The sequence below is a fragment of the Clostridium amazonense genome (assembly GCF_056431285.1).
Map to the genome: position 1 here is coordinate 121,629 of NZ_JBWKMH010000003.1, position 15,973 is coordinate 137,601.

A 15,973-nucleotide genomic window follows, 5' to 3' on the forward strand; every position below is an offset into this window, starting at 1 on the left:
AATGAATGAAGGTACGTGTAATTTTATTTTCTAAATTTTAATATTTCTATTAAATTTCTATTTTTATTAATTAAATTTAATAAAGGTACACCAACAAGTGTTATAACAACAAATTCTCCAATGGCAACCATAAAGGTCCAAAACCAAAAAGATTCTTGTGCACCAAAAACTACTGTAATTTCAAAAGCAACTATAAAACTAAAAAAAGATGGCCAAAGACTGGCGATAAATAAACTTTTTAAGTTGTCTCCTAGAAGCTTTTTAGTTTTTACAATCATTAATAATCCTAATAATGATGCAGTTGAGCCAAAAAGTGCATCTATAATTCCAAAAGGTCCAAGCATATTTGACATAAAGCATCCAATTATTAGTCCAGGAATATAAAGTGGATCTATAAATGCAAGCAATACCATAACCTCAGAAATCCTAAATTGAATTGCTTGATAACTTAAAAAGTAAAAAGCAAATGTAACAACAACATATAATGCAGCTACCATAGATGTTCTTACAAGAAAGTTTGTTTTATTCTTCATGTTTTTCTCCACCTACACCAAAATCAGTGTTGTTCCATAAAATTTCTATTGAAGGATTATTTTCAAGATGTCCATATTCATTTTTAAACCATTTAATTAAAGTAGGATCAGCTTTAATATCTGTAGAATTATTAATATAAACATTAATACATCCACGCTGAAAATATTTTTGAAGTATTTCCATATCATTTTTAATCATTTCTTTTGTTTGACCCTTTATACCAACCATAAGGCAAATGGAAGGAAAGTAACTTGCAACTTCTTCTGGATTACTAAATATGACACCTTTTTTTAAGACTTTGTTTCTGAAATGATCATCAAAGGTTTCAATTCCACACTTAAAAGTAATAGGAATTTGAAAAAAATCTCTCATTTCATTTAACCGTTCACGATACATGTAATGACTCTCAAAGTAAAGATGTTGAATTCCTTTTTCAACAACAACTTTTTTTATGTCTTTAAGAGTTTCCATTGGTAACTCAAAGCAACTTCCTGAATTTATAACTTCAAGACTTTTAAAGTTTCCAATTACATGTTTTAATACTAATTGATTTGTAGCAATTATATCATTCATATCTTCTGAATTATCATCAATATAATCACAAAAAGAACAATGCCCCCATTGACATCGCCTAGATTTTAATAGGACGATTTCACGGGGGTTTTTACGATCAATAATACTATAACGTTCTATTGACATATATATCAACCCCTTGTTTTTTAATAGTGGGTACCAAGGAAACACTCTTAAAGACAAAATTAATTATAACATATAGGTAAAGGATGTAAAGAATTTTGGAATAAAAAAAATAAAGCTACAAATATTATGTAGCCCTATTTATGTAGATTTATTTTAATGTATCAAATATGTTAATTCTTTCAAAAGAACAGCCTTTTCTTATAACAGGACAATAATTTTTTTCTTTAACTGCTTTTATAAAGTCAGCTTCATTTTTTATGTTTTCTTTAAATTCAGTGGCAAAACATCCAACTTTTTCAGTTATATGTGAGTCTCCAGCACCAAAGCAACCTAAATTAAATTCAGTAGCAATTGAATAAGCATAAAGATTAGCATGTGGCATTGTACTTCCATTAAAAGTTTCAACTCCATCTAAAAGATTATGAAGTGTTTTAATATTATCACCGAGACCTCTATTATTATTTCTATATGGATGAGCGCAAATTGCAACACCATTTTCTCTTTTTACTATTTCTAAAAGTTCTTTGGCATGAAGTTTTTCTTTTGGAAGTTCTTCTAATCCAAAAACCAATATATCTCCTTCATAAGTTAGTATTTCTGCGCCAACTATAACTAGAATTCCATCCATTGTAAAAGAAGAACCTAAATCTCTTCTTAAACCATTGCTTTCATGGTCGGTTACACAGATACCATCTAAACCTATTTTCTTTGCTGCACAGATAGCTTCTTCTAAAGACATCAAACTATCACTGGAATATCTATTTTCATGTAAATGAGTATCTATTATCATAAGTTTTACCCCCTAAGTTAGAACAAAATATAATAAAAATATTTTTATGTTAATATTTTCATTATAACATTGAGGTGTAGGAAAACTTCATAGGAATATCCAATAAATAAAAAATAACTATTGGAAAAATGAATAGGTTTACAGGTGATGATATGATATAATTAAAAAATAATAGGAAAATTAAATAAATTTGCAAGGGAGAATGTCACAATGAGTAAGACGAAACGACTTTTAAGTATGATTATGGCAGGAATGCTTTCATTTTCATTAGTAGCTTGTGGTTCTAATTCAGAAAATAAGAATGCATCAAAAGAAAAAACAAATGCTGGGGAAAAAGTTGAAGGTACTTTAAAAATAGTTACAACTTCAGAAAGTTATAAAGAACTATTTGATAAATTTACAAACGAAACAGGAGTTAAAGTAGAATTCTTGTCAATGTCATCAGGTGAAGTTTTATCAAGAACTTTAGCTGAAGGAAATAAACCTATGGGAGATGTTTGGTTTGGAGGCGGAATTGATGCTTTCATGGAAGCTAAAGAAAAAGGTTTATTAGAACAATGTGATTTTGAAGGCTCAGATAAAATTGCAGAACAATTTAAAGATAAAGAAAATTATTGGTTTAGTAAAGGGTTAACTATAGTTGGATTCATTACTAATGATGATATATTAAAAGAAAAGAATTTAGATGCACCTAAAAAATGGTCTGATTTAGCTGATCCTAAATATAAAGATGAAATATTAATGTCTAACCCAGCTGTTTCAGGAACAAACTATGCAGTAGTTAATTCATTACTTCAAAATAAAGGTGAAGAAGAAGGATGGAAATACTTTGAAGAATTAAATAAAAATATACCATTCTATTCTAAAAGAGGAAAAGATCCTAATCAAAAAACTGCAGCAGGAGAAGTTGCAATAGGAATTACATATTTAGATAATACTGTTGAAAAATTAAAAGATGAGCAAAATGTAAGTATAATATATCCAGAAGATGGTATGCCATGGATGCCAGATGGAGTAGCTGTATTTAAAAATGCAAGTAATACTCCGGCAGCAAAGAAATTTATATCATGGTTATTTGAAGATGAGAACTTAAAAGAACTTGCAAGAATAGATGGTAAAGATACAGTTAAATTAGTAAAGCCAAGTCTTGAAGGTGTTGAACTTTCAATATCAAAGGACAAGCTATTAAAACAAGATTTATCACTATTTGGAGAAAAAAGGGATGCCATATTAGAAAAATGGAACAAGATGGCTGGAGATAAAAGTGAAACAAAATAGTGTTAATAAAAAGGTATCTAGTTTAGGTACCTTTTTTAATAAAATTTTTGAAAAAGGATTATTTATAATAGTTGTAGTCCTTATATTAATTTTTATATTATGGCCTATTTTAAATGTTATAAAGGAAAGTTTTTTATTAGATGGCAAGTTCACTTTAAATTTATATAAAGAGTTAATACAAAATAAAAGTAGGCTTATATATAATAGTGTTTTTGTAGGGGTATTAACAATGATATGTTCTACAATAATATCTATATGCATAGCTATTTATGCATCATTTAGTGATAATAAAATTAGAAAAATAATTACGGTAATATTAATGATTACTATGATATCTCCACCATTTGTATCTTCATTGGCATATATAAATTTATTTGGAAGACGTGGGCTTATAACACATGGAATTTTAAATTTAGCAATAAATCCATATGGATGGAAAGGTATAGTTATGATGCAAACTATATCAAATGTATCAATAAATAGTTTATTACTTATGGGAATAATAAGTGGTATTGATAAAAATCTTTTAATGGCATCACAAGATTTGGGTTCATCACCATCGTATGCTATAAGAAAAGTGCTTTTACCATCAATGATTCCAGGAATTATTGTTTGTGCACTTTTAACATTTATTAGATCATTATCAGACTTTGGTACACCAATGGTTATTGGTGGAGCATTTGATGTTTTAGCCACAGAAGTTTATTTAAATATAATAGCAAATTCCAATATTGCAATGGCATCTGCTATGAGTGTTCTAATATTAATACCTTCATTAATTGCTTTTTTTGTTTATAGATATTATATGAAAAAATCTAATTTATTAGTGGAAGGAAATAATAAGATTATTTCTAATGATAATGAATTTAACCTAAAGGGTGCAATGAAAATATTTTTAGTGAGTATAACTTTATTTTATATCACTGTAATGTTACTTCAATATGGTAGCATTTTTATATCATCCATTTCAAAATTTAGGAAAGGTAATTTTATATTCACTTTAGAAAATTATCAAAATCTGAAAAATTATAATATGAGTTGTTTTATAAGAAGTATAGTGTACTCACTAATTACAGGTGTGGTAGGTAGTATACTTGGAATGATAATTGCATATTTTACAGAACGAAGAAAAATAAGAGGAATGAAAACATTAGATTTTATTTCAACATTACCATATATAATTCCAGGAACATTCTTTGGAATAGGATATATATTGGCCTTTAATGGACCAATAATTTCTTTAACTGGTACTGCTACAATAGTGATTTTAAATTGCATTTTTAAACAAATGCCAATGACAACAAAAGCAAGTAGTGCTGCTATAGTACAAATAAATGGAGAAATAGAAGAGGCAGCGAAGGACTTAGGTGCAAGTAATATACATGTTATAAAAGATATTATAATTCCAAACTTGAAAACTGCATTTGTAGTTGGATTTGTAAATAATTTTACTGCAACAATGACAACAGTTGGAGCTATAATTTTCTTAGTTTATCCAGGTCAAAAGGTAGCAACACTAGAAATGTTCGATGCAATTCAAACAGGAAATTATGGAGTTGGTGCTGCTATTGCAACTATAATAATTATTATAACGTTATTTGTTAATTTAGTAGTATCTAAAGTGATTTTAGGAGAAAAGAGGTGCAAAGATGTATCTTAAATTGAGTAAATTGAGTAAAAGCTTTGGGGATAAAAAGGTTTTAGATAATTTAACGCTAGACATAAAAAAGGGAGAATTATTATGTTTACTTGGTCCATCAGGTTGTGGAAAAACAACTGCACTTAAACTTATTGGTGGATTTTTAAAAGAGGATTGTGGAAGCATACAAATAGATAGTGAAGAAATGACATCTTTAGAGCCAGAGCATAGACCAGTATCTACTGTTTTTCAATCTTATGCACTTTTTCCTCATATGACAGTTTTAGAAAATGTTATATACGGATTGAAATTTAAAGGATATAAAAAAAGAGAAGCTATAAAAGAAGGAGAGAAATATTTAGATATTGTTGACTTATTAGAACATAAAAATAAAAAAATAGGACAACTAAGTGGTGGACAACAGCAAAGAGTTGCACTAATAAGATCACTTATAGTAAAACCTAAGGTATTATTACTTGATGAGCCATTAAGCAATCTTGATGCAAAGCTAAGAGTGAAAATGAGAGAAGAAATTAAAGCATTGCAAAAACAATTTAATATAACTATGATTTTTGTAACTCATGATCAAGAGGAAGCATTAAGTATTTCGGATAAGATAGCTGTTATGAATGGTGGAAAGCTTGAGCAAATAGGAACACCAGAAGAGATATATAATAGACCAGTCAATAGTTTTGTACTTGATTTTATAGGAAATTCTAACATTATAAAAGATGGAAATGGTAAAAGTATATTTGTAAGACCAGAACATATAAAGATTAATAAAAGTTCAGGAAATTTAAAAGGTAAAATAATTTCTAGAATATTTATGGGGTCATATTTAACTTATATAGTTCAAACAGAACAGGGAATTATAAATGTAAAAGAAACAAATGTTCAAAATGAATTTTATGAAGTAAATGAAGAAATATATCTAGAGTTTTCTAAATGTGGCTCATTTGAAGAATAAATATAATAAATTAAAACTATCTAAAGAAAAATTTTATTTTAGATAGTTTTTTATTTTATATAAATTTAAAGAACAATATGTGTTAGCACAAGATTTTTAAATGATATATCAAAATAAAGGAATTTATTGGATAAATTTATGCAAATATATTATAATAAATAGGAGAGTTGAATTCATGAAAATTTAAAAATAGTATTTAAGTAAAAGTTATAGATAGGATAAAATAAAAAGAAGGGATATACTAAATTAAATCAGTATATTATAGGTAAAATATAAATGTTTTTTATGGTACTTATTAGTGCTATATTTATTACAAAATTCCAATATGGTAGCTTTATAAATTGTTTAGGTATGGCCATTATTGGTGGCCTAGTAATTTATAAAGGACTAGAAAAAATTAGTTCAACTGTTAAGATAAAGAATACAACAAATTTAGTAATGGGAACAATAATTATACTTGGAGCAATTGCTAATTTATTTTTAGAAAATTATATGGAGTTAGTTATGTCAATATTAATTATATGTGGAATAACTGTTAGTTTGATTCTAGAGAAGTCTCAAAGTTAAATAATAATATTATTTATAAATGCTGTTAATAAAAGGTTATTAACAGCATTTATATTTTATATAGAAAATACTTCTAGGATATTTTAATAATATTAGAAAAAAATAATTATATAATAAAATATTTAAGGAAGGATTTATTATATGTCTAAAAAACCGCGCTATTTTGTTATAATATCACATTGTTTATTGAACCCTGGAACTAGAGTACATTTATTAGGAAAAAGCTTTGGATTATGCAAAAAAATAGTTGATTATTTCTTGGATAAAAATATTAGTATTATTCAATTGCCATGCCCTGAGTTTACGGCTATGGGATATTTAAGAAACCCTCAAGGGAGACAGCAATATGATAATATATTTTTTAGAAAGCATTGCAGAAAAGAATTAGAGTCTTATGTGGATATGATATGTGAATTAAAAAATAATGATAATACACCATTATGTTACATAGGTGTACAATCAAGTCCAACTTGCAGTATATATTGGGGAAAACATAAAACAAATAAATATAAAACAGAATCTATGAATCCTGATCCAGATGCTAAAGAAGGTGATGGTGTTTATGGTGTTATGACTAGTGTTTTAGATGAAATGTTAAAGGAAAAAGGAATAAATATTCCTTATTTAGAGGCACCGGTAAAAGAAAGTATTGACTCAGAAAAAAGTATAAGATTTTTCAATCAATTATATGATTTATTTAATGTGCCTAAAGAATATAGGCATTTAGAAAAATTCTTAGAAAAAAAATAATATATCAAATTAAAAAATAAAATATTGGCATAAAGAAACATGTATATTACTAGATTTATTTAACTGTATAAGGTTAAATAAATCTAGTTTTATTATATTGCACAGTATTGGTTTTAGAAATTTGATTTCTATGTAATAAGTAGTAGAAAAAAAGTAAAAATAAATAATTTTCAATCTTATAAACAAAAATATAAAATATGTGTTAAAATAATTAATAAAGATTATTAATAAAGGTTAAATATTAATTAATTTGAATTATTAACCAAGATATGAAAATTATTTACAAATGTTTTTGCTTAATATGGGAAAGGTTGATGAGATGAATTTTAAAAAACTTGAATTAGAAGACAAGAGTTTATTTGAAAATTATATATATCCGTACAATTTTTTAAGTTGTGAGTATTCATTTACTACATTATATATATGGAAAGATGCATGTGATGTTCAATATACAATTTATATGGATGCATTGATAATTAAGAAAAAAGACTTTGAAGGTAACTATCATTTTATGCAGCCATTAGGTTATAAAGATGAAGACTTAGAAGTTATATTAGAGGAATTAAAGAATTATAAAGAAAATAACAATATGAAATATATATTTAAGGATTTAGATGAAGAGTTTGTAGAAAAAACAAAAGTAATCCTTACAAATCATGAAAAAGTTCAAATTGAAGAGGATAGAGATAACTTTGATTATTTATATGAATCAGAGAAACTTATAAGTCTTTCAGGAAAGAAACTTCATAAAAAGAAAAATCATTATAATGCTTTTGTAAAGAAATATGAGTATGAAGTTAAAGAAATAAATAGTAAAGAAATAATTGAAGATGTAATTGAAGTAGCTAATGAGTGGTTTAATAAAAATGAACATAAAGATGAAATACTCTATTATGAAAATTTAGGGATAAAAAATATTTTAAGAAATATTGAATTTCTAAATTTAAAGGGAATTGCTACTTATGTAGATAATAAAGTGGTTGGATTTACTGTGGGTGAAAAATTAAATAATAATTTAGCTATTATACATATAGAAAAAGGTGATATAGACTATAGAGGGATCTATAGTTTTATAAATAGAACTTTCATTATGGATTATTTTAGTGATGTTAAGATAATTAATAGAGAACAAGACTTAGGTATCGAAGGGATGAGAAAAGCTAAAATGGCATATTATCCAGTAAAACTTGAAAAGAAGTTTATTTTAAATTGGTAATTTTAATATGAAAGGTTGATTTTATGAAAAATTTATTACAAGGAAAAAGAATAAAACTTACGGCTATAGAAAAGAAAGATATACCTAAATTTACAGAATGGTATAATGATACTAATTTTATGAGACATTATGATGTTATAAGTGCAGTTCCTAAAACAACAGAAGAAGTAGAAAAAATAGTTTATGAAGTTACAAATTCCAATGAACAGTATATTTTTGCTATAAGGGATATTGAAAGTGGTGAATTTATAGGAGTTACAGGATTTGAAAATATTCTTTGGAATAATGGTACAGCACTTATATACATAGGTATAGGAAATGAAAAGTATAGAGGAATGGGCATTGGCGAAGAGGCTATGCAGTTAGCCATTGAATTTGGATTTAGAGAATTTAATTTTTATAAAATATGGTTAACTGTGTTAGAATATAATTTTTCAGCAATTAAGTTGTATGAAAAAATAGGATTTGAAAGAGAAGGAGTAAATAGAGAATTTATATATAGAGATGGAAAAAGATATGATTTATATAATTATGGATTATTCAGGAGTAATTGGATTTTAAAAGCATAAACACATTAAAAAATAACTTTTGTAATTAACAGTATCGAATTGAATTGATGAAGAATATATTAATAATATGCTATAGCAATTAGATTTTAGTTATAGTTAATTACAGGAGTGATAATAATGGAACAAATAAAGATTATATTACAAAGGTTAAAAAATCCATCCGTTATAATGAGTATAGTATCACAAATTATTACTATATTAGTACTTTTAAATGTAAATGTGGACAAACAAGCAGTTACAGGAGTTGTAACTGCAATATGTACTATTTTAGTTTTATTAGGTATATTATCAAATCCTGATACTAATACTAAAGGATATGGTGATGATATGATACAATGTGATCATTGCAATAAACTTACTAAGCATGTGTTAGTTAACGGTAAAATGGTTTGTAGTGAATGTGGAAATGAAAACAGTAATAAAAGTGAAAATAATGATAATAAAATATAGATAGAAATCTAGTAGGGTGTAATATTATGCCCTACTTTATTTATATTGTTGTTTTTTTATTTGAAATTATAATAAATTTTTATATAAATTAACAATTATTTAATTTAATATATTTCTGATGTAATGAATAGTATTTATTGATAAAATTTAATAAGAGAGTCTGTAATTATGGGGAATGGGGGAAGTAGGATGGAAAATAATATTTATCTAGAGAGAGAAGAGAGAACATTGTGGTTTCAAGAAGCAAGGTTTGGTATGTTTATACATTGGGGATTGTATGCAATACCAGCTTTAGGAGAATGGATAAGGTCACAAAAGAATATAACAAATGAAGAGTATCAAAAGTACTTTAATGAATTCAATCCTAAAAATTATAATCCAAAGGAATATGCAAAGCTAGCTAAAAGAGCTGGAATGAAGTATGCAGTTATGACAGCAAAACATCATGATGGATTTTGTCTATTTGATTCAAAGTATACAACATATAAGTCTACCAATACTAAATGTAAAAGAGATTTAATTAAAGAATATGTAGAGGCTTTTAGAGAGGAAGGTATTAAAGTTGGACTTTACTATTCATTATTAGATTGGCATCATGAAGATTATCCAGCTTATGGTGACAGACATCATCCAATGAGAAATAATGAAGAATTTAAAAATAAGACACATAAAATTGAGAATTATGTAAAGTATTTTCATAACCAAGTCAGAGAATTGCTTACAAACTATGGGAAGATAGATATTATGTGGTTTGATTTTTCATATGATGATATGACTGGTGAAAGATGGCAAGCTACAAAGCTTATGAAAATGGTTAGAGATCTCCAACCACATATTATAGTAGACAATAGATTAGATGATAAGAAAAATATAAAAAAAGCAAATTTATCACCGTATACTGGAGACTTTGATTCACCAGAACAAATAATTCCCCCAAAAGGAGTTGTTGATGAAAATGGAAATAAAGTTCCTTGGGAGGCTTGTATAACTTTAAATAACAATTGGGGTTATTCAGCATTTGATAAAGATTTTAAAAGTACTAAACAAATAGTTAGGGCATTAGTAGAATGTGTGAGTAAAAATGGAAATTTAATTTTAAATGTTGGACCAGATGCAAATGGAGAAATTCCTAAAGAATCTTCAGATATATTAGAAGAAGTAGGTAATTGGATGAAGTATAATGGTGAAAGCATATATAAGTGCAAGGCTAGTATGTATGCAAAACCTGAATGGGGACGTTATACTCAAAATGAGAAAAATCTTTATTGTCATATATATGATAGAGGAATTGGTTATGTAAATTTAAATAACTTGAGAAATAAAGTTGAATTTGCAACATTGTTAAAAGATGGAAGCGAAATAGAGATTGATTTTCCTTGGATGGCAGAAGAGTTTGTTAAAGATGCTTTTTTAAATCTTAAAACTTCAAAGTTACCAGATGAAATAGATACAGTTATAAAACTTAAACTTATTTAAAAAAATATAGGGATAATTCATTTAAATAATGAAATTAATCCCTATGTTTTTTAATCTACACACTCCATAAGTTCAAGAATTATGCCATCTGGATCTTTAAAATAAACTGCTTTACTTTTTCCAAAACCTTGATTTGTAAAATCAAAGTATTGAGGAGTTGATAAAAATTCAACACCTCTAGATATTAAGTCCTCATAGACTTTATCAATATTTTTTACATAAAAACATAATTCAGATATTGATGTTTGTGTTAATGAATTTTTAAAAGTAGTTGTATCTGTAGAAGCAAATTGAATTAACTCAACGGGTGGAGTCATAATATGATTGCTACCATTAAGATAAGCAACTTTAACTGAGCAATTTTTTAATCCAAACAGAGCATCAGTAGATTTACCCTCCATAACCATTTGACCCTTAAATTTTAAACCTAAAGTATTTTGATAAAAGTCGATTGAACGATTTATATCAGATACAGTTAAGCCAACATGAGCGATATTTTTAATCATAAAAAACCTCCAACAATATAAGTTTTATAAAACTTATTAAATTCATTTTATAAATAAGGTGCAACAAAGAAATGTTGAACTAAGGCTGAAATTAAACTTAAAATAAAAATTGAAGAGACTACAATAATATGTCTTTTCTTATGCATTACCATAATAGCTATATATTCTCTAATTAAAGCATTAGGCAAAAAATAAAGTGCTGTTTTAGATCCAATTCCATTACTTTTTAACCCAGCCATTTTTGCATATAAAGCAGCTCTAAATAAATGAAAATTATTTGTAACAAAAATACTATTATATTTTTTACCTGTACTATTATCCATTATTTGCTTTGAAAACTTCATATTTTCAAAAGTGGTAGTTGATTTATCTTCTATCAATGTATTTTCGAAAGGAATTCCTTTATCAATAGCATATTTTTGCATAGCTAAAGCTTCTGAAATTTTCTCGTCACTTCCTTGTCCACCAGAGAATACAATCTTAGGTGGAGTTGTAATTTTACTTTGCTTGTTATAAAAGGCTATAGCTTTGTCAATACGACTGGCAAGAAGTGGTGGGACTCTATCACCTATTAGTCCACTACCTAAAACAATTATAAAATCTTGATTTAACTTCGGTTTATTAAATTGATAAATAAAAGATATCATTAAGAAATTAAATACATCTAGGAAATAGTAAATTGCTATAAAAGTAAAACTACTAAAGAAAATATTTACTTCAGGTGAAAATACATTCTTTGATAATACAAAAGTTAAAATTAGATATAAAACTAGTCCCATAGCTATAAAGAAGGTTAATAAATTAGAAAGTCTTTTACCTTCACGACTTATAAGAATTTTAGCATTTATAAACAATCCAACAATAAGAGCGTAAATTCCAAATGCAAAAATAAATAAAGCTAATAGTATAAAAATAAGAGTTATACCAATAAGAAATGGATTTCCAGTGGTAAATGCAATGTATACAGTTGATAACATAGCAGTAAATAAAAAAACATTAAACAAAAATCCATTTATAAGTTTTCGAGAGTCTATCATATATGAAGCAAAGAAAACTATGAATGTAAATATTGTTAATACTAATAAAAAGTACATTATAAACCTCCTAAAAATAATTTCAAATAATATTAATTTATCATAAAAGTACATAAATTATAATAGAAAAAAATAACTTATATAGTTATTTATAGTTAATATATTAGTTTTATTTACATATTTATTAAAAAAATTAATTTATTAACACAAATGTTACAAAATTTTATACAGAATTCGATAAAAATAAAAAAGTTTTGATATTAATATATAGCATATGATTAAAAAGATGGGGTGATAAAATGATTAAAGATTTTTTAAATAATGAATGGGATGTTAAATGTTAGAATTATCAAAGCTTATATATGAAACCAGAAATGCTATCAAGAAAATAGGAAAGAATGAGGATATAACTATAATTCAGGAGGAACAATCAGGTCATTTACATATATGGTTATTTCCTAGATGCCAGTGGATGAATGAAAAATTTGATGATTCATTAAGCTCAATTAGAGATATAATGGATTATGCAAGAAAAAATCTAAAAAATCAAGAACAAATTGAAAATATATTAAAAACAGTAGAAAAGATAAAAATAGAAATTAACAAGAAATAGTACGATATATTAAAATAATAGAAAGGGTATATAAAAATAGACTCTTTCTATTATTTTAAGAATTAAATTTCAATTATTAAACATAAAATTCTTTTAAATCATCTAATCTTAAACATGCCATTCGTCCATGGTCACAACAGTTACCAGTGTCTATACAAATTTTATTTTTATAAACTTCATCATACCAAATCTTATATGGAAGTTCAGAGGTTAGATTGAGTCTACGATTTAAAGATGGTCTTGGGGTATGTCCAAAAATTATAGTATAGTTATTATAATTTTTAAGACCTTCTGACTTTAAAAATTCATCACGTACCCACAATAATTCATGAGCTTGAGCATATAGAGCATTTTCAAAATCCATAAATTCAATATCTAATTTAAAAAGAGAAATATCAATACCTGCATGAACTAATAAAAATTTATTATTAATAATTTTAAAGTATTCAAGTGAGTTCAAGTAATCTAGAATTTCATTTTGTTCTAATATATTTAATTTATAAAAATCATCTTTAGTTTTATCATTACCGTTAATATCCCAATGATTCATTTCATATTTATCATTTAAATTTAAAGCATCAAGCATCATGCGTTCATGATTACCCATTAAAGATATTATATTATTATGATTCATTACATATTTAATAACTCCAATAGAATCATTTCCTCTATCTATCATATCACCTAAAATATATAATGTATCAGAAATTTTAAGATTAATAACTTCCACTAATTTCTTTAATCTATCAAGCCTTCCATGAATATCGCTAACTACATAAATCATGTTATCACCACATTTCTATAGAATAATTGGTATAATTTTATATTATTTTAAATGATTTGTCACTTTATTCAAATAAATAGATTTAAATATAGGGTTCCAAGTTCATCATTATAATTATTAGTTCCAAAACTTGGATACCCTTAAGATTGAGACTAGCTCGGAATCATTTTATAGTAAGTATTTCTTTTGAAAGCAATATATTTACAGCTAAAAGAATAGTTTTGAATTCGAGCTTGTTTCCCTATATATATAGCTTTCCAAGTTGAAAGATGAAATTATTCTTATTCTAATTGAGAAAGAACAAATTAAAGTGTTATATAAAAATTAACAATGAAAGATAAAACTGAAGTCTCAGTTTTTGAAATCAAATTTTACAATAATTTTTAAAGCAAATTATTTGAAAACAATATAAAAACGTAGTTTTTAGGTATTTCTATTTTAAATATTAAGAACGAAGCGAGTAATATTTACCATAATTATTCACTTTTCACTATTAGTTCTTAATTGGTTCCAAATATAAAAATAGGAATAACATGTAATTTTAGTAGTATCATTTGATAAAAAGATTACTTTAAATTTGAACACTATATAATTTACAAGAAAAAGTATTATAATTATGTTATTAGGATAGAATTTAAACTAATAAATAAGTAAGATTCTAAGAAGAGGTGGAGTAAAATGGCAGATATAAAATTTGAAATTGAAAAAGAAATTGGCAATATTTCTGAATCATCAAAAGGATGGACAAAGGAATTAAATTTAATAAGTTGGAATGGTAAAGAAGCTAAATATGATTTAAGAGATTGGGCACCAGAACATGAAAAAATGGGTAAGGGTATTACCTTGTCTCTTGAAGAATTAAAAAAACTTAAAGAAATACTTAATAGTATGGATATATAGAAAAGTCTTAAGTTAAAATAATTTTATGAACAAGAAAAAGCATCTATAGTATAAGTTGAAATCTATAGGTGTTTTATTTTTGTATAAGAATTTGAATTTTAAAAAATGGAAATTAGTCTAAGACTAAATAGAAATTAATTTTTAAATATTAAGAATAAATCTAGTATACATATAGGATAGAATTTATTCTTGAACAATTGATGGTAAACTTAAGAAATAATTTAATTTTATATAATAAAGTTTGTGTTTGCAAATTAAATAATAAGAAAATTTTGAAAATTTTACGAATTGTGATACAATTAAAAAGTAAATTTACAGATTATAACATATATAAGAGAGGGGAAAATGAAGAAAGTAGAAGTATTAAATTTAATAGAAAAGATTTCACCACATGCTAAGTTATATGTGAAAAATGAGTTTGAAAAAGAAAGTGTACAAGTTATATATGCTAGTCCTAATAATAATGGGGTATTTATATGTGTTGATAATGATGATTGTTGTATTTTTTATACAATATTTATTAATGAAAGTGGTGTAAAAAAAAGTTTACAAATAATAGAATGTACAATTAATGAATATATATCTAAGGGGCTATCAAAAGAAGTATGTTTTAATGTTTATGGTGAAAATATTGAAATTATTAAATTAGTAAGAAATTTAGGGTTCAAATTAGATATGGAAGGATATCATCTTGAATATCAAAACAAAAAAATATTAAATTTAGAAGAATGTGAATTAATTGAGAAAAAATTTGAAGAGAATATGGTAGATTCATTTATTAAGCTATTTGATAGTGCATATTATAAGCTTAATTTAGAAAATAATTGGGAGTTAAATAATCATCTTAAAAATAAAGAATACTTTGAGAGAAAACTTATTGAATTAAGCAAGTTAAATGCAGTAAGTTCATTTTGGTTAAATAATGAATTAGTTGGTGCATATATTTTTGAAGATGATTATATTAAAGATATAGTTGTAGAGCCTTTATTTCAAAATAAAGGTTATGGAAGTTATATATTAAAAAAATGCATTGAAAATATGATAGAAAACAACTCTATTAAAAATATAAGACTTAGAGTTGCAAAATCTAATGTTGGTGCAAAAAAGTTATATGAACTAAATGGATTTAATGAGATTGCATATTTTTCAGAACACACATATGAAAATTACCAAGGAAATAGTTTAAAGCCTTGATTTTATA

General features: G+C 25.5%; 18 protein-coding genes. 12 read left to right on the top strand and 6 right to left on the bottom strand.

Features of this window, described 5'->3' with window-relative positions:
• Positions 1-23 precede the first annotated feature (23 nt).
• The 3 genes from AC07E4_RS01395 to AC07E4_RS01405 form a co-directional block, all read right to left on the bottom strand.
• Entirely contained in the window at positions 24-533 is a 510-nt protein-coding gene (locus AC07E4_RS01395) for a QueT transporter family protein (protein ID WP_040327975.1), read from the bottom strand.
• The gene (locus AC07E4_RS01400; protein ID WP_040328064.1) at positions 523-1,227 is read right to left on the bottom strand and encodes a radical SAM protein; all 705 of its coding nucleotides are present in this window, start codon (positions 1,225-1,227) and stop codon (positions 523-525) included. The genes AC07E4_RS01395 and AC07E4_RS01400 overlap by 11 nt, the downstream gene beginning before the upstream one ends.
• A 154-nt stretch (positions 1,228-1,381) precedes the next feature.
• The gene (locus AC07E4_RS01405) at positions 1,382-2,023 is read right to left on the bottom strand and encodes a PHP domain-containing protein (RefSeq protein ID WP_040327974.1); all 642 of its coding nucleotides are present in this window, start codon (positions 2,021-2,023) and stop codon (positions 1,382-1,384) included.
• Positions 2,024-2,233: 210 nt separating this feature from the next.
• Here AC07E4_RS01405 and AC07E4_RS01410 point away from each other — a divergent pair, with 210 nt between their 5' ends.
• From AC07E4_RS01410 to AC07E4_RS01450, 9 genes are all read left to right on the top strand, one after another.
• Entirely contained in the window at positions 2,234-3,301 is a 1,068-nt protein-coding gene (locus AC07E4_RS01410; protein ID WP_040327972.1) for an ABC transporter substrate-binding protein, read from the top strand.
• Complete coding sequence (locus tag AC07E4_RS01415) at positions 3,288-4,961, top strand: ABC transporter permease (protein WP_040327970.1); 1,674 nt, start codon at positions 3,288-3,290, stop codon at positions 4,959-4,961. Before AC07E4_RS01410 ends, AC07E4_RS01415 begins: the two co-directional genes overlap by 14 nt.
• On the top strand, positions 4,951-5,907 hold the full coding sequence (locus AC07E4_RS01420; RefSeq protein WP_040327968.1) for an ABC transporter ATP-binding protein: 957 nt from the start codon (positions 4,951-4,953) through the stop codon (positions 5,905-5,907). Before AC07E4_RS01415 ends, AC07E4_RS01420 begins: the two co-directional genes overlap by 11 nt.
• A 276-nt stretch (positions 5,908-6,183) precedes the next feature.
• The gene (locus AC07E4_RS01425; RefSeq protein WP_040327967.1) at positions 6,184-6,474 is read left to right on the top strand and encodes a hypothetical protein; all 291 of its coding nucleotides are present in this window, start codon (positions 6,184-6,186) and stop codon (positions 6,472-6,474) included.
• 141 nt (positions 6,475-6,615) lie between these two features.
• Positions 6,616-7,224 carry a hypothetical protein gene (locus tag AC07E4_RS01430; RefSeq protein WP_040327966.1) on the top strand — a complete coding sequence of 203 codons (609 nt, stop codon included), beginning with the start codon at positions 6,616-6,618 and terminating at the stop codon, positions 7,222-7,224.
• Between the two features lie 319 nt (positions 7,225-7,543).
• On the top strand, positions 7,544-8,440 hold the full coding sequence (locus tag AC07E4_RS01435) for a DUF2156 domain-containing protein (RefSeq protein ID WP_478215564.1): 897 nt from the start codon (positions 7,544-7,546) through the stop codon (positions 8,438-8,440).
• Between the two features lie 23 nt (positions 8,441-8,463).
• Positions 8,464-9,009 (top strand): GNAT family N-acetyltransferase, encoded by a 546-nt coding sequence (locus AC07E4_RS01440; RefSeq protein ID WP_040327963.1) that lies wholly within the window; start codon positions 8,464-8,466, stop codon positions 9,007-9,009.
• Between the two features lie 117 nt (positions 9,010-9,126).
• Positions 9,127-9,459 carry a phage holin family protein gene (locus tag AC07E4_RS01445; RefSeq protein WP_051540215.1) on the top strand — a complete coding sequence of 111 codons (333 nt, stop codon included), beginning with the start codon at positions 9,127-9,129 and terminating at the stop codon, positions 9,457-9,459.
• 189 nt (positions 9,460-9,648) lie between these two features.
• On the top strand, positions 9,649-10,935 hold the full coding sequence (locus tag AC07E4_RS01450) for an alpha-L-fucosidase (protein WP_040327961.1): 1,287 nt from the start codon (positions 9,649-9,651) through the stop codon (positions 10,933-10,935).
• Between the two features lie 50 nt (positions 10,936-10,985).
• Here AC07E4_RS01450 and AC07E4_RS01455 read toward each other — a convergent pair whose 3' ends face one another.
• Entirely contained in the window at positions 10,986-11,441 is a 456-nt protein-coding gene (locus AC07E4_RS01455; protein WP_478215565.1) for a VOC family protein, read from the bottom strand.
• Positions 11,442-11,488: 47 nt separating this feature from the next.
• Positions 11,489-12,535, bottom strand: coding sequence for a YdcF family protein (locus AC07E4_RS01460; protein ID WP_040327957.1), 1,047 nt, complete (start codon positions 12,533-12,535; stop codon positions 11,489-11,491).
• Between the two features lie 277 nt (positions 12,536-12,812).
• On the opposite strand from AC07E4_RS01460, the gene AC07E4_RS01465 reads away from it, so the two are divergent.
• Positions 12,813-13,088 (top strand): hypothetical protein, encoded by a 276-nt coding sequence (locus tag AC07E4_RS01465; protein ID WP_478215566.1) that lies wholly within the window; start codon positions 12,813-12,815, stop codon positions 13,086-13,088.
• A 76-nt stretch (positions 13,089-13,164) separates the two neighbouring features.
• Here AC07E4_RS01465 and AC07E4_RS01470 read toward each other — a convergent pair whose 3' ends face one another.
• Positions 13,165-13,872, bottom strand: coding sequence for a metallophosphoesterase family protein (locus AC07E4_RS01470; protein ID WP_478215567.1), 708 nt, complete (start codon positions 13,870-13,872; stop codon positions 13,165-13,167).
• Positions 13,873-14,550: 678 nt separating this feature from the next.
• On the opposite strand from AC07E4_RS01470, the gene AC07E4_RS01475 reads away from it, so the two are divergent.
• Both AC07E4_RS01475 and AC07E4_RS01480 read left to right on the top strand, forming a co-directional pair.
• Positions 14,551-14,772, top strand: coding sequence for a YdbC family protein (locus tag AC07E4_RS01475; RefSeq protein ID WP_040327953.1), 222 nt, complete (start codon positions 14,551-14,553; stop codon positions 14,770-14,772).
• A 345-nt stretch (positions 14,773-15,117) separates the two neighbouring features.
• Entirely contained in the window at positions 15,118-15,966 is an 849-nt protein-coding gene (locus AC07E4_RS01480; RefSeq protein ID WP_478215568.1) for a GNAT family N-acetyltransferase, read from the top strand.
• Positions 15,967-15,973: the final 7 nt, after the last annotated feature.